The following is a 22,269-nucleotide window of genomic DNA, read 5'->3' as shown; positions in this document are numbered from 1 at the left end:
CCCGGAGGGCCGCTGCCGTGGGTCCACTGTGCCGGTTCGGCATATGCCGCGGGGCCGCGGCCACGCCTCGTCTTGGTGCCGTGCGAGAACCCGAGGGGTTTACAACCCAGGAGATTCCGGGACGAATATGCCTATGCCTGCCGATGACGAAACGGCCGACCTGAGTCCGGCCGCCCGGCGCCTGTACGCGTACGCCGTCGAGCGGCACGCCTTCGGCGCGGCCGAGGCCACCGCGGCGCTGGGCGCACGGGCCGCGGCCGCCATCACGGAACTGGCCGCCGCCCAGCTGCTCCAGCCGGCCCCGGCGGGACCGGGCGGCGACGGCGCCGAGCGGTGGAGCGCGGTGTCCCCGCGGGCCGCCGTGGCGCGGGCTCTGGCCCCGCTGGCGCTGCGGGTGCGCGAGACGCACGACGAGATGGAGACCGTGCGCAGGCGGCTGGACGCGCTGGTGCCGGAGTACGAGGCCGGGGCCGCCCGGCGGGACCTGGGCGGGCTTGCCCCGCTGGAGCTGGTGACCGACCTGGTCGCGGTACGGGGGCTGATCACGGAGCTGGTCGCCTCCTGCGAGCGGGAGGTGCTGACCTCGCAGCCGGGCGGGGGGCGTCCGGCGGACGCGCTGGAGGAGGCGATCGGGCGGGACGAGTCGGTGCTGGCGCGCGGGGTGCGGATGCGCACGCTCTATCAGCACACGGCGCGCTATTCCCGGCCGACCGCGGCGTACGTCGACCGGATGACGGCGCGCGGGGCGCAGGTCCGCACGCTGGGGGACGGGCTGATGCGGATGATCGTGATCGACGGGCGCACGGCGTTGATGGCGGTCCCGGACATCGCCGGGGCGGCGCTGCTGGTGCGCGAACCGGCGGTCGTGCACTTCATGACGGAGGCGTTCGAGCGGTCCTGGGTGGAGGCGGAGCCCTTCGCGTCGAGCGTGAGCCCGGACCAGGCGCGGTCGCTGTCGGACGGGCTGCGGCGGACGATCGTGCGGATGCTCGCGGAGGGCCTGGAGGACAAGGTCATCGCGCGGCGCCTGGGCATGTCGGAGCGGACGTGCCAACGGCACATCGCGGAGGTGATGCGGGCGGTGGGGGCGAAGTCCCGCTTCCACGCGGGGTACCTCCTGGCCCGCGTCAACGTCGAGAAGGGGGAGGAGGAGGAAAAGGAGGAGGGGGCGGGGGCGGGGTAGCCGTCGGGGCGGGTTCAGAGTTCGGGGATGAGGCGGCCGCGGCGCGAGAGCAGGAAGCGTTTGAACTCGGCCACCGGTGGGGTGTCGGGGTGACCGTCGAGCCAGGCGAGGCCGATCTCGCGGACCGCGCGCGGAGCGGTGACGGTCAGTTCGACGACGCCGGGGCGGGGTACGGCGGGCGGTGGCAGGAGGGCCACGCCCAGTCCCGCGGCGACCAGGCCGCGCAGGGTCTCGGCCTCTTCGCCCTCGAAGGCGACCCGGGGGGTGAAGCCCGCCTCGGCGCACAGGTCGTCGGTGATCCGGCGCAGCCCGTAGCCGGATTCCAGGGTGACGAAGGTTTCCTCGGCGGCTTCCGCGAGCCGGATCCGCTTGCGGCCGGCGAGCCGGTGGTCGTCCGGGACGACCAGGCGCAGCCGCTGTTCGTCCAGGCGGCGGGCGACCAGATCGGGGGCGTCCGGCAGCGGGGAGGTCAGGCAGAGGTCGAGCTCGCCGGCGCGCAGCCGCTCCAGCATGGCCTCGCCGTAGTTCTGCACGAGGGAGAAGCGGACCTTGGGGTGGTCGGCGCGGAAGGCGCGGATGAGCCCGGGGACGGTTTCGGAGCCCAGGGTGTGCAGGAAGCCGAAGGCGACCTTGCCGGCCTCGGGGTCGGCGTCGCGCTGGAGGGAGGCGGCGGCGCGGGCGATGCCGTCGAGGGCCTGTTCGGCGGAGGCGAGGAAGGTGCGGCCCGCGGTGGTGAGGGCGACGGTGCGGCCCTTGCGGGCGAACAGGGTGACCCCCAGGTCCCGTTCGAGGCGCACGATCGCCCGCGAGAGGGTGGGTTGCGGCACGCCGAGTTCCTGGGCGGCCCGGGTGACGTGCTCGTGCCGGGCGACCGCGACGAAGTAGGCGAGGCGCGGGGCCAGCGAACTTGTCACGCTCATGTCTTCTTCGTAACGAGTCATTGACAGGCGCTCCCCTGAGCTGCACTCATGCGTGGATGAATCAATTATCGCCAATCCACGCATTGGACGCATAAAAAGCAGGGGCCTATTTTCGAGGTATGCCTCCCGCTCATACCGGGGCGTCCACCACCGTGGCCGCCTCCGCCCCGCCGTTCCCCGCTCCGGAGCCCCGCTCCCCCGGCCGCCCCGGCTACCGCCGGATGAGCCTCGCGCTCTTCGCCGCCGGTCTCGCGACCTTCGCCCTGCTCTACTCCACCCAGGCCCTGCTGCCCGCGATCTCCGACGGCTTCGGGGTGACGGCGGGTCAGGCCAGCTGGACGGTGTCCGCGGCCACCGGCGCGCTCGCCCTGTTCGTCCTGCCGCTGAGCGCGCTGTCCGAGCGGTTCGGCCGGACCCGGATGATGACCTGGTCGATGGTGATCGCCGTCGCCGTCGCGCTGCTGGTGCCCTTCGCCCCGAACCTGGAGTGGCTGGTGGTCCTGCGCGCGGTGCAGGGCGCGGCGATCGCGGGCATCCCCGCCTCGGCGATGGCCTACCTGGCCGAGGAGGTCGAGCCGAAGGCGCTGGTCGGGGCGATCGGTCTGTTCGTGGCGGGCAACTCCATCGGCGGGATGAGCGGCCGGCTGGTCACCGGTTGGGCCGCGCAGGCCTGGGGCTGGCGGGCCGGGCTGCTCACCGTCGCCGTGCTGTCGCTGACCTGTGCGGTGGCCTTCCTGGCGCTGCTGCCCCGGGCGCGGTTCTTCCGCCCGGCCTCGCTGAACCCGCGGGCGGTCGGACGTACCGTCGCCGGGCACCTGCGGGATCCGTTGCTGCTGCGGCTGTACGGGATCGGCGCGCTGTTCATGACCGTCTTCGGGGCGGTGTACACGGTGATCGGCTACCGCCTGGTGGAGGAGCCCTTCTCGCTGGGGCAGGGCGTGATCGGGTCGATCTTCCTGGTGTACCTGGTGGGCACGGTCTCCTCCGCGGCCGCCGGGCAGCTGGTGGCCCGTACCGGGCGCCGGGGCGCGCTCTACCTCGCCGTGACCACGACGGCGCTCGGTCTGCTGCTGTCGCTGTCCGACGCGCTGCCCGCGATCCTGGCGGGGCTGGTGCTGATCACTGCGGGCTTCTTCGCCGGGCACGCCGTGGCCTCGTCCTCGGTGAGCCGGACCGCGCGGACGGGCCGCGCGCAGGCCTCCGCGCTGTACCAGTCGGCGTACTACCTGGGCAGCAGCGCGGGCGGCACGCTCGGCGCGCTCGCCTACCACTCGGGGGGCTGGGCGGCGACGGTCGGCATCGCCCTGCTGGCCGTGGCGGGGGTCGTGTCGATCACCCTGTACGGGTCCCACGCGGCCCGCGCCGAGCGCCGCAGCCTGCACCTGTCGGCAGTCGCCCGCTGACGCCCGTACCCCTTCGGGCCGGGGGCGTGTTGCGCTGGTTCCCGTGCTCAGCGGCTCGCGCCCCGGGGCCGGAGCACGCGGACCGGGACGCCGTGCTGGGCGTGTCCGATGCTTCCTGGGCAGCGGCTTAGCGAAGCCGCAGGACGTTGGCTAACGTGGTACCACCCTAGGGAGAAATAGAGGTCGATCATGCCCGAGACGGCGCGCCAGATCGCCGACGACTTGCGGGCACGGATCGACTCCGGCGAGTTCGGTCCCGGTGCTCGGCTGCCCGGCGAACCAGCACTGGTCAAGCAGTACGGCGTGGCCAAGATGACGGCGGCCAACGCCTTGAAGCTCCTCATCGGCGAAGGCACTGCTTACTCGCGCCCGGGTTCCGGGACGTACGTTCGCGAGTTCAAGCCGATCCACCGGGTGGCGGCCAAGCGGCTGGCCCAGTCGCAGTGGTCTTCCGGGAACTCGATCTGGGCCGCCGATGTGAGTGGCCGTCCGATGGATGTCGTGGACATCGAGGTCTACGAGTCCGTCGCGCCGCGCTGGGTGGCGCGCGCCCTCGCCCTGGAGGAGGGCGCGGCGGTGCTGGTACGCAGTCGCCGCTACGTGGTGGAGGGCTCGGCGGTGCAGAAGGCCACGTCGTACCTCGCTGCGGACCTGGTACGGAGCACCCCGATCGCTGACCCGAACCCCGGCCCCGGCGGGGTCTACGCCCGGCTCGCCGACATCGGTCGAGGGCCGGTCGACTTCGTGGAGGAACTGCGGGCTCGCATGCCCAGCCCGGAGGAGTCCGAGGCCCTCGACCTGCTGCCCGGTACTCCGGTCGTGGAGATCTACCGGACGGCCCTCACGGCTGAGGGAAACCCGGTAGAGGTCAACCACATGCTTCTCGACGCCGGTTCGTACGTGATGCAGTACAACTTCCAGAGCTAGGACGCTCACCAGGGTGTGAGGAGATCATCCAACTGGCCTGGTAGCGAAGGGCGCCCCGCACCCGTGCCCGACAGGACCGACTCACCGGCCGCGTCCAGCGCCCGACAGCGGGAACCGCGGGTGCTGGGCGTACGCCGAGTTCACGCACGGCATCACCGTCATCGGGATGCCCTTGCCGATGGCCTCCGCTACGAACCCGACCAGCCACGACCCGGTGATCCCCAGCGCCCAGCAATTGACGGTGTTCATCGTCGCCGGAGCCACGAGCACCGCGTCCGCCACCGGCCACCCACCCGGCTGCCCGGGCCGCTTGTACCGCGAACGCACCGGATGCCCGGTCGGCGCAGCGAGCCCGGCAAGACTCGCCTCCAGCCACTCGGCGGCCGCAGGCGTCAGCCCGAGGCACACGTCCCGCCCCCGAGGCTGCGCCTCGTCGATGACCCCGGCGATCTCGGAAACCGGCGGCGCGGCCGCCTATCCCTTCAGCGCGCCGACGACCTGTGCGCGTTCGCGCAGCTCGCGCACCGCCCGCACGCCACCATGTGGACGGAGTCGAAGGTTCATCACCTCGAAGTGCTCGTCGCCGCGCGCCGACGACAGCGCCTCGTAGTCGTCGAGGAACCGGCCCCACGACTCGCACGCCGCCTCCACGTGGCCGATGGACAGCTGCCGTTGAGCCAGCAGCCCGTAAGCGTGCAAGCGCCCTTGTCGCTCGTTGGCGGGCTGCACGCGGATCGACTCGCGCAGGGTGCGCACCGAGCCGGGCACGTCCTTCGTCTCGTTCTGCACGTGCGCGACGTGGAACAGGTAGGCGGTGCGGTCGTACCCGCCGATGCTCTCCCTGCGGTCGTCCGCGCGCGCGAGCGCCTCCTCCGCCTCCCGCAGCCGCGCGAACGCCTGCCGCTTGTCGCCCACCATCGCGGCGCCGTGCGCCTGCTGCCCCCGCAGGAAGGCCACGAGACGCGGCCCGGCGGCCGGGGCCGCCTCGGCGGCGGAGTCGGCGAGTTCCAGGGCTCGGCGACCGTAGCCGAGGTTCGAAGCCTGCAACGACATGCCGCGCAGGGTCCGGCAGTAGGTCACGTGCTCCTCCGCCTCCCCGGCGAGTTTCAGTGCGGACACGTAGTAGTCCTGACCGAGCCGGTGCTGGCGCTCGAACATGGCCATCCACCCGGTGAGATAGACGAGGTCCGAAGCGGCAGCGAGCATGCTGCGCCGGACGGGCGCGGCGGCCTCGGCTTTCAGCCACGGGCCAACCGTGTTGACGAGGAACGCCGCGGCCATGGGACGGGCGTGCCCGGCCCCGAGTTCGTCGAGGATGTCCGCGATCCGGTCCGTCATCGTCTGCACGGCGTCGACCTGGGCCTGCCCCACACGGGTGGTGGCCTTCCCGGGCCGCACGGGCTCCGGGCTGTCGGCCCGGGCGAGCGTCGGGAACAGTGGAATGGCGAGCGCCGCGGAGAAGACGCCGGCCGCGATGACGCGACGCCGGGAGGGATCCATGTCCGCCCTTCCTAGATCTACGAGTTCTCGGACCGCGTCCGGCTCCTCGGCGCCGAGGGGAGCGGCAAAGCCCGCCTCGGTGTAGGTGACCGGCCGACCGAGCTTCCGTTCGAACGCCTCGATGACGATGGCTCTGACCCGCGGTCGCGGCTGGTGTCCGGCGACCCACTGGGAAACGGCGGGCTGGCTGTAGGAGAGGGCGAGTCCAGCCTCTGCGCCGATGCGATTGACGATCATCGAGAGCTGGGTCCGGGACCAGCCGGCCTGCTCAAGGAGGTTTCTCAGCCCGGCATTTGGTGTGCGCGAGTCCTGTGCCATGTGCAACTCCCGACAAGTGCATGGGTTGCATGGTTCTCCGACCCTCCAACGGTACTCGCGCAGGACCGGCTGCGGTTCTCTCTTCACACGGAGCGACGAGGGTGCGGGGACGGTCCCGCCCCTCGAAGACGGTAGGGAGCGCAGGGATGGAAGTACGCGAGAGCAGGCCGGTCGAAACCTTCGGGCACGTCGATCACCCTCTCCTGCACCGGCGGGTCCGCGACCCCAGGGCTGGCAGGGAGGGCGAGTTGATGGCCGTGGTCGAGGAGTACCTCGGCACGGTCACCGGGACCCCGAAGCACACCCGGACCGCGTACGTCCGGGCGGCCGACGGCCTGGAGTTCACCGCGGCGCCCGACACCCTGGTCGCAGTCAGTCGGATCTGCGCCGTGTGCGACCTCCCCATCCGCACCGGCGGGCGGGAGTTCGTCCGGCACTCGGCGTCCGGGGCCCGGCCGTCGGACTGGGTGCACGATCTCCGGGACCCGGCGTGCGAGCCGGTCCGGGCGGGCGCGCGGTGAGCCGGGAGTCGCGGCTCGCGCGGGAAGCGGCGTACGTACTCGCCCACGCCGAGCACCCACCGGACAGCGCGGTCACCGCGCAGTGGCTGGCGCACCTGGGCGACGGCGGCGGCCTCGTCGCCCACGGCGTGCGGTGCTTCCACTTCCAGGCCGAGGGCCGCCGGACCCTGGAGGCCGCGGCCGCCCTGGCCGCCTGGCACGTCGCGGTCCACCTCCCGGACGGCTGGCCGAAGGCCGTCGCCCTCGCCGAAGCGATCCGCGACCTGCTCGCCGAAGAGGACCGGCACCAAGCCCGCCGCCGCGCACGACAGGCACCGGCACAGGGACGGACCCGGTGAACGAGTGGGCGCGCCAGGCCCTGTGCGTCCTGATCGTGATCGGCGTCTTCACCGCCATCGTCGCCGGAACCCGCTGACCGGCACGTGGCCCGATCAACCCCGGGAACTGCGCAACGCACGGCGGCGGCGAGGGTGAGGGGGAGGGGTAATCTCCGTCCACACGCGAGCGAAAGGGGCCAGGACATGACCGCTGCCGAGGCTTACGAGATGCACGCCGCCATGCGGCACTTCGGGGTCCGGGGAACCGTCGAGCCCGTGATCCCGGGGGACGCCGCGGGTGCCTGGCGGGTCATCGGCGAGGCCGGTCGGGACGTCACGGCCCGTGTCCTGGCCGAGGTCACCGCGGCGCGTGGGCGGCGGCCTGAGCGCGGGTTCGTCGTCGCCCGTTGACCCTCGTACGCCGGGCGGCCGAAGGCCCCCCAGGTGTTCCGGGGGGGGGCTTTCGCGCGGCTCCGGGGCCCGTGCGCAGGAACGTTCACTCATGCGCAGTGCGCAGACCTGAGCCTTGGCCTCCCTTTCACCGCCCGTCCCGCCGCGTCACGCTGAGTGCATGAAGCGATATCCGTGACGCGGATAGACCGGGAGGTAGTCATGAAGGGCACGGCGCAAGCCACCGCCGGCATAGACGAGTTGCGCGCGAAGCTCGACCGGATCGACGAGCGGCTCCTTGAGGATCTACGGGCGCGCATCGGTGTATGTGTCGAGATCGCCCTCGTGAAGAAGGACCAGGGCATTCCGATGATGCAGCCGCACCGCATCGGGCTGGTCCAGGAACGTGCCGCGGCCTTCGGGACCGCCCACGGAATCGACCGGGACTTCCTGCGCAATCTCTATGACCTGGTGATCGAGGAGACCTGCCGGGTCGAGGACTTGGTGATCGGCTCATGAGCACTCCACGCACTCCACGCACCCTGCGAACCCTGCTGATCGACAACCACGATTCGTTCACCTACAACCTCTACCAGCTGCTCGGCGAGGTGAACGGCCGCCCGCCGGTCGTCGTCACCAACGAGACCGACTGGTCGACGCTGTCGATGGACGACTACGACGCGATCGTCATCTCCCCCGGCCCCGGCCGCCCCGAGCGCGCCCGCGACTTCGGCATCAGCGCCCGCGCCATCCTGGAGGGCGGCCTGCCCGTCCTCGGGGTGTGCCTGGGCCACCAGGGCATCTGCCACCTCTTCGGCGGCGAGGTCGGCCACGCGCCGCAGCCCATGCACGGCCGGGTCTCCGAGATCACCCACACCGGCGGGGAGATCTTCGCGGGCATCCCCTCCCCCTATCCGGTGGTGCGCTACCACTCGCTGGCCGCGATCCGGCTGCCCGAGGAGCTGGAGCCGACCGCCTGGACCGAGGACGGCGTGGTGATGGCGGTGCGCCACCGCAGCCTGCCCGTCTGGGGGGTGCAGTTCCACCCCGAGTCGATCAGCAGCGGGTACGGGCGCGAACTCCTGGCGAACTTCCGCGACCTGGCCCTGGCCGAGGGCGCGCGCCGGACCGCCGGCGCGAGCGCGGCCGCGGCCGCGGCCCCGTACGCCGTACAGGTCCGCAAGGTCGCGATGCTCCCCGACACCGAGGAGGCGTACCGGGAGCTGTTCGCCGGCAACGACCACGGCTTCTGGCTGGACAGCAGCAACGTCACCGAGGGCCTCTCGCGGTTCTCCTTCATGGGCGACGGCACCGGCCCCCTCGCCGAGTACCTCACCTACCAGGTGCTGGAGCACACCGTCCGGGTCCAGCGCCGGGACGGGCGCGACGAACTCGTCGAGGAGAGCGTCTTCGACTACCTGGAGAAGCAGCTGGCGGGCCGGCACATCGAGGTCCCCGAAGGGCTGCCCTTCGAGTTCAACCTCGGTTACGTGGGCTACCTCGGCTACGAGCTGAAGGCGGACACCGGCGGCCACCGGGCCCACAAGGCCGACACCCCCGACGCGGCGCTCCTGTTCGCGGACCGCATGGTCGCCTTCGACCACGCCGAGGGTGCCACCTACCTGCTCGCGCTGACCCGTGGCGGCGCCACCGAGGCCGACGCGGCCGACTGGCTGGAGCGGACGGGCGCCCGCCTGATGGCGCTGGGGCCGGCTCCGGCCGGGGCCGCGGGCGCCGCCGCGCCGCGCAGCTTCGCCACCACCGGGATGACCGACCCGGCGCTCGCCGACATCATCCGGATGCGGCACGACCGGGCCGGCTACCTGGAGCGGATCGCCGAGATCCACCAGGAGATCCACGACGGCGAGAGCTACGAGGTGTGCCTGACCAACCAGGTCGGGATCAAGGCGCGCATCGACCCGTTGGAGACCTACGCGGCGCTGCGCCGGATCAGCCCGGTCCCCTACGGCGCGCTCCTCGACTTCCCCGGGGTCTCTGTGCTGAGCGGCTCGCCCGAGCGGTTCATGACCATCGGCACCGACCGCACCGCGGAGTCCAAGCCCATCAAGGGCACCCGGCCGCGCGGGGCCACCCCGGCCGAGGACGAGGCGCTGCGCCAGGACCTGCTCGGCAACGAGAAGGACCGGGCCGAGAACCTGATGATCGTGGACCTGATCCGCAACGACCTCAACATCGTCGCCGAGGTGGGCTCGGTCCACGTGCCCAAGCTGTTCCACGTGGAGACGTACGCCCCGGTGCACCAGCTGGTCTCCACCGTGCGCGGCACGCTGCGCGACGGCGAGTCCGCGGTCACCGCGGTACGCGCCGCCTTCCCCGGCGGTTCGATGACGGGCGCGCCCAAGGTGCGCACGATGGAGATCATCGACCGGCTGGAGGAGGGCGCCCGCGGGGTGTACTCCGGTTCGCTCGGCTGGTTCGCGCTCTCCGGGGCCGCCGACCTGAACATCGTCATCCGCACCCTGGTGGCGACCGAGGACCGGGTCACCTTCGGTGTCGGCGGCGCGGTCATCGCGCTCTCCGACGCCGACGAGGAGTTCGAGGAGACGGTCGTGAAGTCCCGTGCCATGGTCCAGGCCGTGGTGGGCACCGCGCTGCACCCGGTCGCCGCCCCCACCCAACTCCCCGCGACCAAGGCTCCCTTGGCGTCCCATAGCACCGGGAGCGCGGCGTGATCCGCCGCGCGGTCATCGTCGGCGGGCAGGGCGCGGTCGGTCGGCTCTTCACCGAGAAGCTGTTCGGCAGCGGGATCATGATCTGCGTGGTGGACCCGGCGGGTGCCGGGGAGCCGGCGGCGGGCGGTGCCCGCCGCATCCACGGCGACATCACCGACATCTCCCCGGCCCTGGAGAAGGAGCTGCGGCTCGCCGACGTGGTGATGCTGGCGGTGCCGGAGCCGGTGGCGCTCGCCTCGATCAAGGGGGTGGCGGCCGCGATGCGGCCGGGCACCCTGCTGGTCGACACGCTCTCGGTGAAGCAGCGCGTCGCCGAGGAACTGAGCGCCCACCTCGACGGGGTGGAGGGCCTCGGCCTGAACCCCATGTTCGCCCCGGCCCTCGGCTTCGAGGGCCGGGTGGTGGCCGCGTCGGTGACCTACGACGGGCCGCTCACCACCGAACTGCTGGGCCTGGTCGAATCCTGGGGGGCCCGGGTCGTCCGGGTCGACGCGGTCGAGCACGACCGGCTGACCGCCGTCTCCCAGGCGCTCACCCACGCGACGGTGCTCTCCTTCGGGCTGGCCCTGCACGGGCTCGGCACCGACAGCGTGGAGGTCGGGCGGATCGCCCCGCCCCCGCACAAGACCCTGGCCTCGCTGCTCGCCCGCGTCTCCTCCGGCACCCCGGAGGTGTACTGGGACGTCCAGGCCGCCAACCCGCAGGCCGCGGGCGCCCGTGCGGCGCTCGCCGAGGCCGCCCGACGGCTCGCCGACACCGTCAAGGACGGTGACGAGGCCGACTTCGCGGCCCTGATGGCCACCGTCCGCGGCGCCCTCGGCGCCGAACTCGACAACTACCGCGAGCTCTGCGCGCGGATCTTCGCCTCGGTCTGACCCCGGACCGCCCCGTACGACACCCGTACGACGGCCGTGCGGCGCCCATGCGGCGCCCGTGCGGCCGCCCGTACGGCACGCGCACGACGCCCCGTTCAGCATCCCCTTCAGCCATCCGATCGAGAGGCACGAGAGACATGACCGACTCCCGCCCGGGCTTCGCCGACACCGTTCTCAACCCCGCACAGCGCGCCGCGCTCGCGGCCGACGGCAGCGTCGGCGGCGGCAACCTGCTGCGCTCCGCGCTCGCCGCCAGCCCGAGCCCGACGACCCCCTTCGTCCACTCCACCCGGCCGATCACGAACCTGGAGGGGGTGGAGCAGTACGACTACAGCCTCGCGGAGATCGAGCGGCTCGCCCAGTCCTGGTCGGCCTGGTACCTCAGCCAGGGCGTACAGCCCAAGGACCGGGTCGCGGTCTGGTTCGAGGACTCCTTCGCCTACTCCGTGCACTTCTACGCGATCGCCCAGATCGGTGCGATAGCCGTCCTCATCAACAGCAAGGCGACCCCGGCGATCGCCGAGTCCCTGCTGGAGCAGACCGCCCCGGTCGGCCTGTACGCCGACCGGGCCCGCCTCGACGGTCTCGCCGCGACCAGCACGATCCTGGACGGGCTGGACTGGACCCAGTCCGAGGAGGAGCTGCCGGCGCCCCCGGCGGCGGAGCTGGAGCAGGACGCGTACTGGCAGCACGTGGAGGAGGACCCGGTGGTGATCCTGCACTCCTCCGGGACCACGGGTCGCCCCAAGCCGACGATCCACACCCACAAGACCATCGTGGCGGGACCGCAGTTCCGCCTGGTCGACTTCAAGGAGAACCCGGGCGCGCTGATGTTGACCGCGCTCCCGCAGTCCCACCTGGGCTGCATCGCCTTCACCGTGTACGCGGTGCTGGCCGGGACCCCGGTCGTCGCGCACAGCGACCGCGACGGCGCCGACCTGGCGGCGACGGTGGCCGCGCACCGGCCCACCGCGGTGATGGCCTTCGCGCACTCCTACGCCGAGCTGGCCTCCCTGGAGAGCGCGGACGGCGCCCTGGACAGCGTCAACTCCTGGGTGTCCATCGGTGACGCCGTCCACCAGGCGCACATCAACAAGGTGCTCTCGCTGCGCTCGCCGGAGCTGGACTCGGCGCAGTTCTTCGACCGGCTCGGCACCACCGAGCTGGGCTGGGGCGTGCTGCTGAAGATCCGCACCCGTGACTCGGAGCGCAACGACCGCTGCGCGGGCCAGCCGGTGGGCGTCGCCGAGGTGGCGATCCTGCGCAAGGACGGCAGCCACGCCGACATCGGCGAGGTGGGCTTCCTGGCCGCGCGCGGCCCGGCCATCACCCCGGGCTACTGGGGCGACTCGGCGACCACCTACCGCTACAAGCTGGCGGGGCACTGGCTGCCGGGCGACATGGCCTACAAGGACGCGAACGGCGACTTCTTCCTGGTGGACCGCGCCGCCGACCAGATCCAGACCGCCCAGGGGCCGGCGTACTCGGTGCTCATGGAGGAGGTCCTGCTCAACGACGTGCCCGCCTTCGAGGACGTCGCGGTGGTCGCGGGCGGCGACGGCGAGACCATCGTCCCGGTGGCCGTGGTGACCACGAAGGAGGGCGCCGACGACGTCGAGAAGCTCCTGGTGCGCGCCAACGAGGCGCTGGCCGCGGCCGGGCACCCGACGCTGCGGCTGCTCGAAGTCGCCGCGGACGAGGCGGACTTCCCGGTCGGTGTCACCGGCAAGGTGCTCAAGCGCAAGCTGCGCGAGAAGTACGCCGACCTCGGCACCTACCTGCTGGGCGGCGACGGCAAGACCCTCGCGGCGGCGAGCTGAGCGCAACCACATGGGACGGCCCTGTCCCGGGCCGACGAGGGGCGGACCGGGACAGGGCGAGGGGAAGGCAAGCGGAACGGGGCCCGGATCAGGGTCGGGGCACGAAGGCCGCGGCCACCGCGAGAGCGGTGTCGTTGGCCTCCGGGGTACCGATCGTGATCCGGACCCCCTCGCCGGGGAAGGCCCGAACGGCCACCCCGGCTTCCGCGCATGCGGCGCCGAACTCCGCGGCGCGCTCGCCGAGCCCGAGCCACAGGAAGTTGGCCTCGCTGTGTGCGGGCGCCAGGCCCAGGTCGGTGAGAGCGCGCTCCGTGCGCTCGCGCTCCTTGACCAACTCCTCGACGCGGGACAGCAGTTCGGACTCCGCGGCCAGCGAGGCCACGGCCCCGGCCTGGGCGGCGTTGTTCACCCCGAAGGGGACGGTGGCCGCCCGGATCCGCGCGGCGACCGGCTCGTGGGCGACGGCGTAGCCGATCCGCAGACCCGCGAGGCCGTAGGCCTTGGAGAAGGTGCGCACGACGACCAGGTCCGGGCGGCCGGCCAGCAGGGCGACGCCGTCGGCCGACCGGGGGTCGGTGACGAACTCCCGGTAGGCCTCGTCCAGGACGACGAGCACCCCGGCCGGCATCCGGTCCAGGAACCGCTCCAGGTCGGCGCCGGGAACGGTGGTGCCGGTCGGGTTGTTCGGATTGCAGACGATGACCACGCGGGTGTGTTCCCCGACGGCCGCGGCCATCGCGTCGAGGTCGTGGACGGCGCCGGGGCCGAGCGGGACGCGCACGCTGGTGCCCCGGGCGATGTCGGTGAGGTGCGGGTAGGCCTCGAAGGACGGCCAGGCGTACAGGACCTCGTCGGTGTCCGCGCGGACGAAGGACTGGAGGAGGTGCTGGAGCACCCCGACCGAGCCGGCGCCGAGGGCGAGGTGGGCGGCGGGGACGCCGAGCCGCTCCGCGAGGCGGTCGGTGAGCTCGGTGGCGGCGCGGTCCGGGTAGCGGTTGGCCCGGCCGGCGGCGTCGGCGAGGGCCTCGGCGACCGAGGGCAGCGGCGGGTAGGGGTTCTCGTTGGCGGCGAGCAGGTGCACGGCGGGTTCCTCTCGGGAAGGGGCTACGAGCGGGTGGGGCAGGGACGGTCTCGGTCGGTGGGGCGGGGCCGCCTCAGGAGCCCTCGCGCTCGGCGAGGCCCATCAGGTAGCCGAGCTGGAAGCGGTGCTGGGCCCCGAACTCGTCGCGCAGGCAGGACACGTGGCCCTGGACCGAGCGCAGGCTGATGCCGAGCCGGCGGGCGATGGCCTTGTCGGAGCGGCCCTCGATGAGCAGCTTGCGGATGGCCCGGCGCAGGTCCGGGATCACCTCGCAGGCGGCGTCCGCGGCGCGGACCGGGCGGAAGGGGTAGGGCTCGGCGCGGTCCCAGGCCTTCTCGAAGACGTCGGCGAGGTAGCCGGTGACGGCCGCGTCGCGGACCAGGACGGCGGAGGTGCGCTCCCGGTCGGCGGGGATGAAGGCGACCTCGCGGTCGATGACGATCATCCGGTCGAAGAGTTCCGGGAGGGTGCGGACCTGCGCGCCGCGGGCCTGTACGCAGCCCACGTACCGCTTGGTGGCCTCGTGGAAGCGCGAACTGTGCTGGTAGAGCGTGCGCATGGCGACGCCGCGGTCGAGGTGGCCGCGGACCGCTTCGTACGCCTCGTCGAGGGTGGCGTCGGGGCGGGGGCCGTCGGGTTGGGCGGTGAGTATCTCGTGCCGGGCCTCGCGCAGTGCGTCGTGGATGGCCCCGGTTATCTCGGGGCCGCCGTGCAGGTAGGCGATGCCGGCGGCCGGTGCGGGGGCGGGCGGGAACGCCGAGGTGGCGTGCTCGGCGCTCTCGGCGGCGTACCGGGAGAGGGTGCCGAGGGTGTCGGCCATCCGCAGGAGGGTGTCGAGCGGGTCGATCGTGGAGGTGGCTCCCTGGGTGGTGTTCATGGCGTGGCCTCTCGTGACGGAGGAGGAACGGTCCGGTGGGGCGGGGCGGACAACGGGCAGGGCCGCGGGGGGATGCAGCATCCCTCCGCGGCCCTCGGTGCGTCCGTGCTCACTCCCCCGGCTCCGGTTCGGGTGCGGCCGGGGCCGTGCGCAGCGCCAGCAGGGCGAGCACGGTGGCCAGCAGGGAGGTGGCGCCGACGGCGTACCAGAAGGAGTGGCCGAAGGCGGCGAACAGCCATCCGCCCGCCACCGGGCCGAGGGCGGAGCCCAGGCCGAAGGCGAAGTGGAAGCTGCCGAGGTAGTGGCTCTTGAGCGGGGTCGGTGCGATGACGGCCGGGTACGAGAAGATCGCCGGCCCGCCGATGATCTCGCCCAGGGTCCAGGCGAGGGTGCCGGTGACGATGACGGCCGGGCCCATCGGCAGCCCGTACAGGGCGACTCCGGCGCCCAGCAGGGCGAAGGCCAGGCCGATGGTGACCCGTACCGGCCAGTCCTGGGTGACTTTGGTGAGGACCAGCTCGAAGGCGATGACGAGCAGGCCGTTGAGGGACACCGCGGCGGTGTACCAGATGAGGCCCAGTCCGGCGGCGGCCACGTCGAGCGGCAGCGTGGACAGGTACTGGGCGTAGACGGCGGTGTGCAGGATGGTGGCGACGAGGTAGAGGGTGAAGCGGCGGTCGCGCAGGACCGCCAGGTAGCTGCCGGTCGGGGCCGGCTCGTCGGGCCCGGCGGCGGCCCGGCCCGCGGGCAGGGTGCGCCAGGCCAGCAGGGCGAAGGCCAGGGCGATCAGCGCTTCGCCCCAGAACAGCAGGTGGTAGGAGTCGTGGCCGAGCCGGAAGAGGCCGAAGCCGACGAGCGGCGCGGCCATCGCGCCGAGGTTGAGCCCGAAGCGGTACATGGCGAAGACCATGACCTGCCGCTGGGGGCCGGCGAGTTCGGAGAGCAGGGCCGCCGACGCGGGCCGGAACATCTGGCCGGCCAGGCCGGCGAGGACGATCACGGCGAGCAGGGCGGTGTAGTCGGTGAGGTAGAGCAGGGCCGCGGTGAGCGCGGCCGAGCCGGCCATGCTGACGGCGGTGGTGTTGCGGGCGCCGAGGCGGGCGGAGAGCGAGCCGCCGATGAGCACGCCGAGGACGGTGCCCGCGCCGTAGCTGCCGAGCGCGAGGGTGGCCCGGCCCGCGGAGTGCCCGAGCGAGGTGAGGTAGAGGACGAGGAAGATGTTGAGGAAGCCGCCGAGCCGGTTGATGAACACCCCGGCGAGGAGGGTCTTCACGGCGAGCGGCGCTTCGCTGAAGGTGGCGCGTACGGTGGCCCGCGCGGCCGGGGGCGCGGCCGCGCGGGTCCCGTCGGCCGGCGCCGGGGCCTCGGGAGCCTCGGCGTCCGGCTGTGGTGCGGTGTGCGTCACGCCCCGGCCACCGCCTCCGGTTCGGGCCCGGCGGGCGAGGTGCGGATGGTGATCGCGGCCCGGACGCGGGCTTCCAGCGCGTCGAGGGCGACGCCGGTGGGGGCGTCGATGAAGAAGTTCGCGACCCGGTCCTCGGAGCTGAGCAGCGGGCCGACCTCGGCGCCCTTCTCCTTCTGGGCGAAGACGGCGCGCAGGGTCGGCGGGTCGCTCGGCCGGCCGACGGGGACCTCGGGCCACAGGTCGCCCTCGCCGGCCCATTCGACGACGGCGCCGGGCCAGTCGACGCTGATCTCGTCGAGGATGCCGGGGTCGTGTTCGAGGTAGACCTGGCGGGCGTGGCGGGTGGGCTTGGGGTAGTCGGCGGGCTCGCCGAGGGCGATCTTGATGATCTCCGGCTCCAGCGGGCGACCGGTGGCCAGGTGGTAGAGGACGGTCAGGCCGTCGCCGGGGGTGCGGGCGGCGATCTCCATCAGCCGGGGGTGGCCGCCGGCGTCCAGGCGCCACTCGGAGTGGGTCATGCCGTCCTTGAAGTCGAGCAGCTTCAGGGTGCAGCGGTTGGCGGCGAGCAGGGTCTTGCGCTCCAGGCCGACCGCGCCGGAGACGGTGTGGGACAGCTCGACGAAGGTGTCGGCGTGGGAGTCGGTGGTCTCCTTGACGGTGACGGACTCGAAGACGACCTTGCCGTGCTGGATCAGGGCCTCGACGGAGAACTCCTGCCCGGGGACCTTCTCCTCGACCAGGATCGTCTCGTGCGCGGGGTAGCCGGCGAGCAGCTCGGTGAGCTGCGCCGCGTCGGTGGCGGTCGCGACGCCCGAGCTGGAGTGCCGGGTGGCGGGCTTGACGACGACGGGGAAGGGCACCGACGAGGGGTCGAAGCCTTCCCGGGCGCCGGGCGGCAGGACCACCGAGGCGGGGTTGAACTCGCCGAGGTGGAGGCGTTGGAGGTACTTGCTGCGGCAGACCCGGCTGGCGCGCAGGCCCGGGCCGGGCAGGCCGAGGGCGTCGGCGATGAGGCCGGTGGGCTCGACGAGGGTCTCGCCGGCCGCGTAGGCGCCGATGATCTCGTACGAGGACTCCCAGGCGCGGACGGCCGCGACGACTCCGGGGGTGAAGGAGCCCTCGCGGTCGACGGAGCCGTCGACGAAGGCGATGTCGGCGATGTCGGTGGCGGGGTGGCCGGGCTCGGCGAGCCCGGCCAGGGCCTGCTCCCGCCACACGGACGGGGTGATGACGAGGATCTTCAGCCCGCGCGCGGCGAGTTCGGTGAGGTAGCGCGGGGCCCGGCAGATCGCCAGGAAGGATCCGGTCAGGAGGAAGGCCGAGGGTCTCCCCGACAACGGCGGCAGGGTCTCGGTCACGGGTGCGGTGCTCATCGTGCGGGCCTCCACAGGTCGGCGGCCAGGAAGGCCATGTCGAGTGCCTGGCCGCGGTTGAGGCGCGGGTCGCAGGCGGTGGTGTAGTTGCGGTCGAGGTCGTCGAGGGTGACCGGGTCGGTGCCGCCGACGCATTCGGTGACGTGGCTGCCTGTGAGCTCCAGGTGCAGGCCGCCGGGGTGGGTGCCCAGCGAGCGGTGGATCTCGACGAAGGCCCGGATCTCGGCGGTGATGTCGCCGAGGCTGCGGGTCTTGAGGCCGTTGGGCGCGACCTGGGTGTTGCCGTGCATCGGGTCGCAGACCCACAGCACGTTCGCGCCGGCGGCGGTGACCTTCTCGACCAGGGCGGGCAGGACGGCGTGGACGCGGTCGGCGCCCATGCGGGTGATGAAGGTGAGGCGGCCGCCCTCGCGGTCGGGGTCGAGGATGTCGGTGAGGGTGAGGAGTTCGTCCGCGGTGGCGCCGGGGCCGACCTTGACGCCGATGGGGTTGGCGATGGAGGCGGCGAAGGCGACGTGTCCGCCGTCGAGTTGGCGGGTGCGTTCGCCGATCCACACGAGGTGGCCGGAGCCCGCGTAGCGGCGGCCGGTGGCGGGGTCGGTGCGCACGAGCGGGGTTTCGTAGTCGAGGAGCAGGGCCTCGTGGCTGACGTGGAAGGGCGCCCCGGCGGCGGGGTCGGCGAGGCCGTCGGGTCCGGTGAGGTCGTCGTCGGCGCCCGGCAGCAGTCGGATGCGTTCCAGGGTGCGGGCGGCGGTGCGGTAGGCGGTCTCCATCCGCCAGGGGTCGGGGGCCCGGTCGGCGGCGGTGAAGCCGAGGCCGTTGACGGAGTCGCCGCGGTAGGCGGGGAGTTCGACGCCGCCGCGGGTCTCGGTGGGGCTGGAGCGCGGCTTGGCGTACTGCCCGGCCATCCGGCCCAGCGGTACGACGGGCACGGCGGCGCCGTAGGAGACGATCTCCGCCATCTGGCGCAGGGTGGTGACCGTGCTCTCGGCCTCGCCGAGCGCGCGCGGGCCGAACTCCTCGGCGCAGTGGCCGCCCTGGAGCAGGAGTGCTTCCCCGCGGGCGGCGGCGGCCAGCCGCTCGCGCAGGGCGTCGGCCTCGGAGAGCGGGACGAGGGGTGGTAGTGCGGCGAGCCGGTCGGTGACGGTGGTGAGGGTCTGCGGGTCGGGCCAGTCCGGCTGTTGGGCCGAGTGGAGGGTCCCGCTGGGGGCAGTGATCATCGTGTACTCGCTCCTCGCTTCAGGGCCCGGTCGGTCAGCGGACCGGCCACCCCGGTGTATTGGGCGGGTTCCAGCAGGTCGCGCAGGTGCTCCGGGGTGAGGTCGGTGGTGCCCGAGAGGTGTTCGGACAGGAGGTCGGACAGGGTGGTGTGCAGCGGGTCGCCGGTGGTGCGCGCGGCGTCCGTGGCCTCGGTGAGCAGGCGGCGGGCTGCCGCCTTGCCCAGGTGCGGGGCGAGGACGGCGGCGATCCGTTCGGTGACGACGGCGCTGCCGGTGAGGGCCAGGTTGGTGTGCATGCGGGCGGGGTCGGGGGTGAGTCCTTCGGCGAGTTCGACGGCGGCGTCGGCGGCTCCGCCGGCCAGGCGCAGGCATTCGCGCAGGGCGTGCCATTCGCTGTGCCAGACGCCGGCGGAGCGTTCCTCCTCGGTGACGAGCGCCTGGGCGAGTACGACGGCCAGCGCGGGGACGGTCAGGGCGGCGGAGCGGATCAGGGTGGCCAGGACGGGGTTGCGCTTGTGCGGCATGGCGGAGGAGGCGCCGCGTCCCGCCGGGGCGGGTTCGGCGGCCTCGGCGGTCTCGGTGCGGACGAGGAGCAGGACGTCGGCGGCGAACTTGCCGAGGGTTCCGGTGGTGTGGGCGAGTACGGCGCCCAGGTCGGCGATCGGAGTGCGCAGCGCGTGCCAGGGCAGCAGGGGCACTGCGAGGCCGGTCTCGGTGGCGAAGGCGGCGGCGAGCCGGTCGTGGAAGGTGTCGGGGTCGATGCCGCTGCCCGTCGTGGTGGCGGCGGCGATGCGGGCGTACTCCAGGTAGCCGCCGAGGGTTCCGGCGGCGCCGCCGAGGGAGACGGGCAGCCCGCCGTCGAGGAGCAGGTCGATGCGGTGCACGGAGTCGAGCAGCCCGTGCCGCCAGCCCGCCGCCTTGAGCCCGAAGGTGGTGGGTACGGCGTGCAGGGCCAGGGTGCGGCCGGCGATCGGGGTGTCCCGGTGGTCCGCGGCGAGGCGGGCCAGGGCGTCGGCGGTGGCCAGCAGGTCGGCGCGGAGCGGGACCAGGGTGCGGGTGGCGACCAGCATCATGGCGGTGTCGAGGATGTCCTGGCTGGTGGAGCCGCGGTGGACGTACTCGGCGGCGGCTTCGCCGGCCAGGTGTGCCGTGAGGGCGGCGACCAGGCCGACGACGGGGTTGGCGGTCTCGCGGGCGGCGAGGGCCAGGGCCCGTGCGTCGAAGTGTTCGGCGCGGGCGGCGGCGGTGATGGCCTCGGCGGCGTCCGGGGGGACCGTGCCGAGGCGGGCCTGGGCCCGGGCGAGCGCGGCCTCGGCGTCCAGCATGGCCTGGAGCCAGGCGGTGTCCGAGGTCGCGGTCTCGGCCGGGGTGCCGGCCCGTACCGGGGAGAGCAGTCCGACGTCGGTGTCGGCGCCGGTGGCGGGTCCGGGGCGGGGCGCGGTCACGGCCGGGGCTCCGCTCCGGTGCCCGACGCGCTGGCCAGGGGTGCGGTGACCGCGGACAGGGCCAGTGCGGCGTGGGCGATGGCGTCGGAGTCCTCCAGGGTGACCGAGCCGACGCCGGGGCGGATGCCGGCGGCGGTGACCCAGTGGACGGATTCGGTGGGGACGCCGTAGGCGAAGCGGCGGGGGTGCTCGCGGCCCTCGGCGTCGACGAGGCGGTAGGGGCGTTCGGAGACGGCCAGGCCCCCGGTCTCGTACTCGATGCCGCAGGCGCCCATGATCTTGAAGGGGCGGCACTGGCCGCTCTCCAGCAGCTGGACGAGCAGCGCGTCGGTGGTGCGGCGCAGGTCGGGGTGGGGCAGGCGGGCTTCGATGAGGGCGGTGGTGCGGATGTCGGGGGCGTCGACGCCGGTGGCGGTGGCGACGAAGGCCGGTCCGTCCGGGCCGTCGGGGTCGGCCGTGACGCGCAGGCCGGGGCCGGTGAACTCGACGATGCCCGCGGAGGCGAGCGCGATCAGTTCGTCGATGCGCGAGACGGGCGGGCCGATGGAGAGGAAGGCGTTGAGCGGGGTGTACCAGCCTTCGAGTTCGTCGCGGTGCGAGGTGGCTTCGAGGCCGCCGTGGTCGACGGCTATGCGGATCTCGTTGCGCAGGTCGCGCAGGACGTCGAGGGCGGCCTTCAGCGGGCCGCTGACGTTGCCCGCGCGGGCCTCGTGGGCGTCGCGCAGCAGGTAGGCGAGCATCCAGCGGCGGAAGTCGTCGCGGCCGGTGAAGCGCAGGTCGCCGTAGGGGCGCGAGAGGCTCTCCCAGTTCCAGCGCTGGCCCTCCTCGACGCCCGCTTCGAGCAGCAGGAGGTCTTCGGCGTCCTCGTCGGGGGCGGCGAGGTAGCGGTCGGTGAAGGAGGCCACGGCGGCGGGGTCCTCGCCACGGGCGGCGAGGAGGCGCTCGTAGTAGACGCTCTGCACCTCCTTCTGGATCAGGGGCCAGATGTGGATGCCGAAGTGGATCCAGTCGCCGTCCTTGGCGGCGGCGCGCATCGCGTCGACGCGGGCGACGGTGAGCAGCCGGGGGGCGTAGCGCCCGTCGGGGCCCTTCTCGTTCTCGCCGCGCGCCTGGTAGGGCAGGCCCCGGCGGGACCCGGCGTACATCTTGGGTTCCAGGCCGGAGGGCCGGTAGACGAGCCGGCCGTCGGCCCGGCGCTCGAAGAAACCGCCGCGACCGAGGGTGAACAGCGCCATGTAGTCGAAGAAGTTGAGGCCCAGGCCGCGCAGCAGGACGGGTCGGCCGGGGGTGATCGCGGTGAGGTCGGTGTCGGCGGGGTTGGCCGGGCCGGTGTACGAGAGCCCGTACTCGGTGGCGAAGTCGGCGAGCCGCTGCTCCTCGGGGGTGAGCTTGGCGGGCAGGTGGCCCTGGGCGAGGACGACCGCGGACAGGCCCGACAGGCGTACTCCGTCGGCGAGTTCGACGGACTGGGCGCCGCCGGGGATCTCCGAGTCGTGCAGGGCGATGGCGCGGGTGCGGTGGACCTGGATGTCCACGTGGGCGGGGGCCGCGTCGAGGGCCTCTTCGAAGGCCCACTGGAGGTAGTGGCCGTAGAAGGCGCGGGTGGGGTAGGTGTCGGGGCCCAGCTCGCGGGCCTCGGCGAGGGTCTGGGCGCCGTAGCGCTCCTCGTGCCCGGGGTTGGAGGGGTCCAGGCGGCGCGCCCAGGCGTAGAGGCTGGGGCCCTCCTCGATGGGTCCTTCGATGCGCACGCTGTCGTCGGTGAAGAGGGTGATCTGCGAGGCGACGGTGTTCATCAGCAGGTGGCGGGGCTGCGCGGTGCGCCACACGTTGCCGGCGCCGGGCGGGGCCGGGTCGACGATGTGGACGGTCAGGGCGTCGTGGGCCGGGGACTTGCGCTCCTGGGCGCAGAGCCGTTCGAGGACGGACAAGCCCCGGGGGCCTGCCCCGACAATGCAGATCTGGGCGTGGCTGTGCTGCATGGCTGATCCTTCTGTTCGGGCC

The 22,269-nt window shown here is 73.2% G+C and carries 20 protein-coding genes; 10 read left to right on the top strand and 10 right to left on the bottom strand.

The window, feature by feature from the left end; translation table 11 throughout:
* Positions 1 to 133: 133 nt before the first annotated feature.
* On the top strand, positions 134 to 1,183 hold the full coding sequence (locus ACZ4UB_RS27235; RefSeq protein ID WP_468074004.1) for a LuxR C-terminal-related transcriptional regulator: 1,050 nt from the start codon (positions 134 to 136) through the stop codon (positions 1,181 to 1,183).
* A gap of 14 nt (positions 1,184 to 1,197) precedes the next feature.
* Here the strand turns inward: ACZ4UB_RS27235 and ACZ4UB_RS27230 are convergent, their stop codons facing one another.
* A complete protein-coding gene (locus tag ACZ4UB_RS27230; RefSeq protein ID WP_354379787.1) occupies positions 1,198 to 2,124 on the bottom strand; it encodes a LysR family transcriptional regulator in 927 nt (308 codons plus the stop codon).
* Positions 2,125 to 2,222: 98 nt separating this feature from the next.
* Between ACZ4UB_RS27230 and ACZ4UB_RS27225 the strand changes: the two genes are divergently transcribed.
* A complete protein-coding gene (locus tag ACZ4UB_RS27225; protein WP_468074001.1) occupies positions 2,223 to 3,506 on the top strand; it encodes an MFS transporter in 1,284 nt (427 codons plus the stop codon).
* A gap of 189 nt (positions 3,507 to 3,695) precedes the next feature.
* The gene (locus tag ACZ4UB_RS27220; protein WP_468073999.1) at positions 3,696 to 4,433 is read left to right on the top strand and encodes a GntR family transcriptional regulator; all 738 of its coding nucleotides are present in this window, start codon (positions 3,696 to 3,698) and stop codon (positions 4,431 to 4,433) included.
* A gap of 81 nt (positions 4,434 to 4,514) precedes the next feature.
* On the opposite strand, the gene ACZ4UB_RS27215 is transcribed toward ACZ4UB_RS27220, so the two are convergent.
* Together ACZ4UB_RS27215 and ACZ4UB_RS27210 are read right to left on the bottom strand one after the other, a co-directional pair.
* Positions 4,515 to 4,841 carry a flavoprotein gene (locus tag ACZ4UB_RS27215; RefSeq protein ID WP_468073997.1) on the bottom strand — a complete coding sequence of 109 codons (327 nt, stop codon included), beginning with the start codon at positions 4,839 to 4,841 and terminating at the stop codon, positions 4,515 to 4,517.
* 66 nt (positions 4,842 to 4,907) lie between these two features.
* Positions 4,908 to 6,251: a hypothetical protein gene (locus ACZ4UB_RS27210; RefSeq protein WP_468073995.1), complete on the bottom strand. Its 1,344-nt coding sequence runs from the start codon at positions 6,249 to 6,251 to the stop codon at positions 4,908 to 4,910.
* A 146-nt stretch (positions 6,252 to 6,397) separates the two neighbouring features.
* On the opposite strand from ACZ4UB_RS27210, the gene ACZ4UB_RS27205 reads away from it, so the two are divergent.
* From ACZ4UB_RS27205 to ACZ4UB_RS27175, 7 genes are all read left to right on the top strand, one after another.
* Positions 6,398 to 6,772: a hypothetical protein gene (locus ACZ4UB_RS27205; RefSeq protein WP_468073993.1), complete on the top strand. Its 375-nt coding sequence runs from the start codon at positions 6,398 to 6,400 to the stop codon at positions 6,770 to 6,772.
* Positions 6,769 to 7,110, top strand: coding sequence for a hypothetical protein (locus ACZ4UB_RS27200; protein WP_468073991.1), 342 nt, complete (start codon positions 6,769 to 6,771; stop codon positions 7,108 to 7,110). The genes ACZ4UB_RS27205 and ACZ4UB_RS27200 overlap by 4 nt, the downstream gene beginning before the upstream one ends.
* Positions 7,111 to 7,293: 183 nt before the next feature.
* Complete coding sequence (locus ACZ4UB_RS27195) at positions 7,294 to 7,500, top strand: hypothetical protein (RefSeq protein WP_468073989.1); 207 nt, start codon at positions 7,294 to 7,296, stop codon at positions 7,498 to 7,500.
* Between the two features lie 201 nt (positions 7,501 to 7,701).
* Entirely contained in the window at positions 7,702 to 7,998 is a 297-nt protein-coding gene (locus ACZ4UB_RS27190; protein ID WP_354379794.1) for a chorismate mutase family protein, read from the top strand.
* Positions 7,995 to 10,172: an aminodeoxychorismate synthase component I gene (gene pabB / locus ACZ4UB_RS27185; RefSeq protein WP_468073986.1), complete on the top strand. Its 2,178-nt coding sequence runs from the start codon at positions 7,995 to 7,997 to the stop codon at positions 10,170 to 10,172. Before ACZ4UB_RS27190 ends, pabB begins: the two co-directional genes overlap by 4 nt.
* Positions 10,169 to 11,047 (top strand): prephenate dehydrogenase, encoded by an 879-nt coding sequence (locus ACZ4UB_RS27180; RefSeq protein WP_354379796.1) that lies wholly within the window; start codon positions 10,169 to 10,171, stop codon positions 11,045 to 11,047. The genes pabB and ACZ4UB_RS27180 overlap by 4 nt, the downstream gene beginning before the upstream one ends.
* A 137-nt stretch (positions 11,048 to 11,184) precedes the next feature.
* A complete protein-coding gene (locus ACZ4UB_RS27175; protein ID WP_468073984.1) occupies positions 11,185 to 12,867 on the top strand; it encodes a class I adenylate-forming enzyme family protein in 1,683 nt (560 codons plus the stop codon).
* 88 nt (positions 12,868 to 12,955) lie between these two features.
* On the opposite strand, the gene ACZ4UB_RS27170 is transcribed toward ACZ4UB_RS27175, so the two are convergent.
* The 7 genes from ACZ4UB_RS27170 to ACZ4UB_RS27140 form a co-directional block, all read right to left on the bottom strand.
* The gene (locus ACZ4UB_RS27170; protein WP_468074031.1) at positions 12,956 to 13,990 is read right to left on the bottom strand and encodes a histidinol-phosphate transaminase; all 1,035 of its coding nucleotides are present in this window, start codon (positions 13,988 to 13,990) and stop codon (positions 12,956 to 12,958) included.
* Between the two features lie 31 nt (positions 13,991 to 14,021).
* Positions 14,022 to 14,825 (bottom strand): LuxR family transcriptional regulator, encoded by an 804-nt coding sequence (locus tag ACZ4UB_RS27165; protein WP_354379798.1) that lies wholly within the window; start codon positions 14,823 to 14,825, stop codon positions 14,022 to 14,024.
* 109 nt (positions 14,826 to 14,934) lie between these two features.
* Positions 14,935 to 16,230, bottom strand: a complete 1,296-nt coding sequence (locus tag ACZ4UB_RS27160; protein ID WP_468073981.1) for an MFS transporter — start codon at positions 16,228 to 16,230, stop codon at positions 14,935 to 14,937.
* On the bottom strand, positions 16,227 to 17,603 hold the full coding sequence (locus tag ACZ4UB_RS27155; protein WP_468073979.1) for an ATP-grasp domain-containing protein: 1,377 nt from the start codon (positions 17,601 to 17,603) through the stop codon (positions 16,227 to 16,229). Before ACZ4UB_RS27155 ends, ACZ4UB_RS27160 begins: the two co-directional genes overlap by 4 nt.
* Positions 17,600 to 18,823 (bottom strand): 3-deoxy-7-phosphoheptulonate synthase class II, encoded by a 1,224-nt coding sequence (locus tag ACZ4UB_RS27150; protein WP_354379801.1) that lies wholly within the window; start codon positions 18,821 to 18,823, stop codon positions 17,600 to 17,602. The genes ACZ4UB_RS27155 and ACZ4UB_RS27150 overlap by 4 nt, the downstream gene beginning before the upstream one ends.
* Positions 18,820 to 20,268: a nitrosuccinate lyase gene (locus ACZ4UB_RS27145; RefSeq protein ID WP_468073976.1), complete on the bottom strand. Its 1,449-nt coding sequence runs from the start codon at positions 20,266 to 20,268 to the stop codon at positions 18,820 to 18,822. Before ACZ4UB_RS27145 ends, ACZ4UB_RS27150 begins: the two co-directional genes overlap by 4 nt.
* Positions 20,265 to 22,247 carry an FAD/NAD(P)-binding protein gene (locus ACZ4UB_RS27140; protein WP_468073974.1) on the bottom strand — a complete coding sequence of 661 codons (1,983 nt, stop codon included), beginning with the start codon at positions 22,245 to 22,247 and terminating at the stop codon, positions 20,265 to 20,267. The genes ACZ4UB_RS27145 and ACZ4UB_RS27140 overlap by 4 nt, the downstream gene beginning before the upstream one ends.
* Positions 22,248 to 22,269 lie beyond the last annotated feature (22 nt).

This window comes from Streptomyces sp. NPDC028419 (genome assembly GCF_055565515.1).
This window is presented reverse-complemented; position numbering and strand designations above follow the sequence as displayed.

Excerpts from the sequence above, each read along its gene's own strand:
- ACZ4UB_RS27235 (WP_468074004.1), top strand. The coding sequence starts at position 134 with ATGCCTGCCGATGACGAAACGGCCGACCTGAGTCCGGCCGCCCGGCGC.
- ACZ4UB_RS27230 (WP_354379787.1), bottom strand. The coding sequence starts at position 2,124 with ATGACTCGTTACGAAGAAGACATGAGCGTGACAAGTTCGCTGGCCCCG.
- ACZ4UB_RS27225 (WP_468074001.1), top strand. The coding sequence starts at position 2,223 with ATGCCTCCCGCTCATACCGGGGCGTCCACCACCGTGGCCGCCTCCGCC.
- ACZ4UB_RS27220 (WP_468073999.1), top strand. The coding sequence starts at position 3,696 with ATGCCCGAGACGGCGCGCCAGATCGCCGACGACTTGCGGGCACGGATC.
- ACZ4UB_RS27210 (WP_468073995.1), bottom strand. The coding sequence starts at position 6,251 with ATGGCACAGGACTCGCGCACACCAAATGCCGGGCTGAGAAACCTCCTT.
- ACZ4UB_RS27205 (WP_468073993.1), top strand. The coding sequence starts at position 6,398 with ATGGAAGTACGCGAGAGCAGGCCGGTCGAAACCTTCGGGCACGTCGAT.
- ACZ4UB_RS27195 (WP_468073989.1), top strand. The coding sequence starts at position 7,294 with ATGACCGCTGCCGAGGCTTACGAGATGCACGCCGCCATGCGGCACTTC.
- ACZ4UB_RS27190 (WP_354379794.1), top strand. The coding sequence starts at position 7,702 with ATGAAGGGCACGGCGCAAGCCACCGCCGGCATAGACGAGTTGCGCGCG.
- pabB (WP_468073986.1), top strand. The coding sequence starts at position 7,995 with ATGAGCACTCCACGCACTCCACGCACCCTGCGAACCCTGCTGATCGAC.
- ACZ4UB_RS27175 (WP_468073984.1), top strand. The coding sequence starts at position 11,185 with ATGACCGACTCCCGCCCGGGCTTCGCCGACACCGTTCTCAACCCCGCA.
- ACZ4UB_RS27165 (WP_354379798.1), bottom strand. The coding sequence starts at position 14,825 with ATGAACACCACCCAGGGAGCCACCTCCACGATCGACCCGCTCGACACC.
- ACZ4UB_RS27155 (WP_468073979.1), bottom strand. The coding sequence starts at position 17,603 with ATGAGCACCGCACCCGTGACCGAGACCCTGCCGCCGTTGTCGGGGAGA.
- ACZ4UB_RS27150 (WP_354379801.1), bottom strand. The coding sequence starts at position 18,823 with ATGATCACTGCCCCCAGCGGGACCCTCCACTCGGCCCAACAGCCGGAC.
- ACZ4UB_RS27140 (WP_468073974.1), bottom strand. The coding sequence starts at position 22,247 with ATGCAGCACAGCCACGCCCAGATCTGCATTGTCGGGGCAGGCCCCCGG.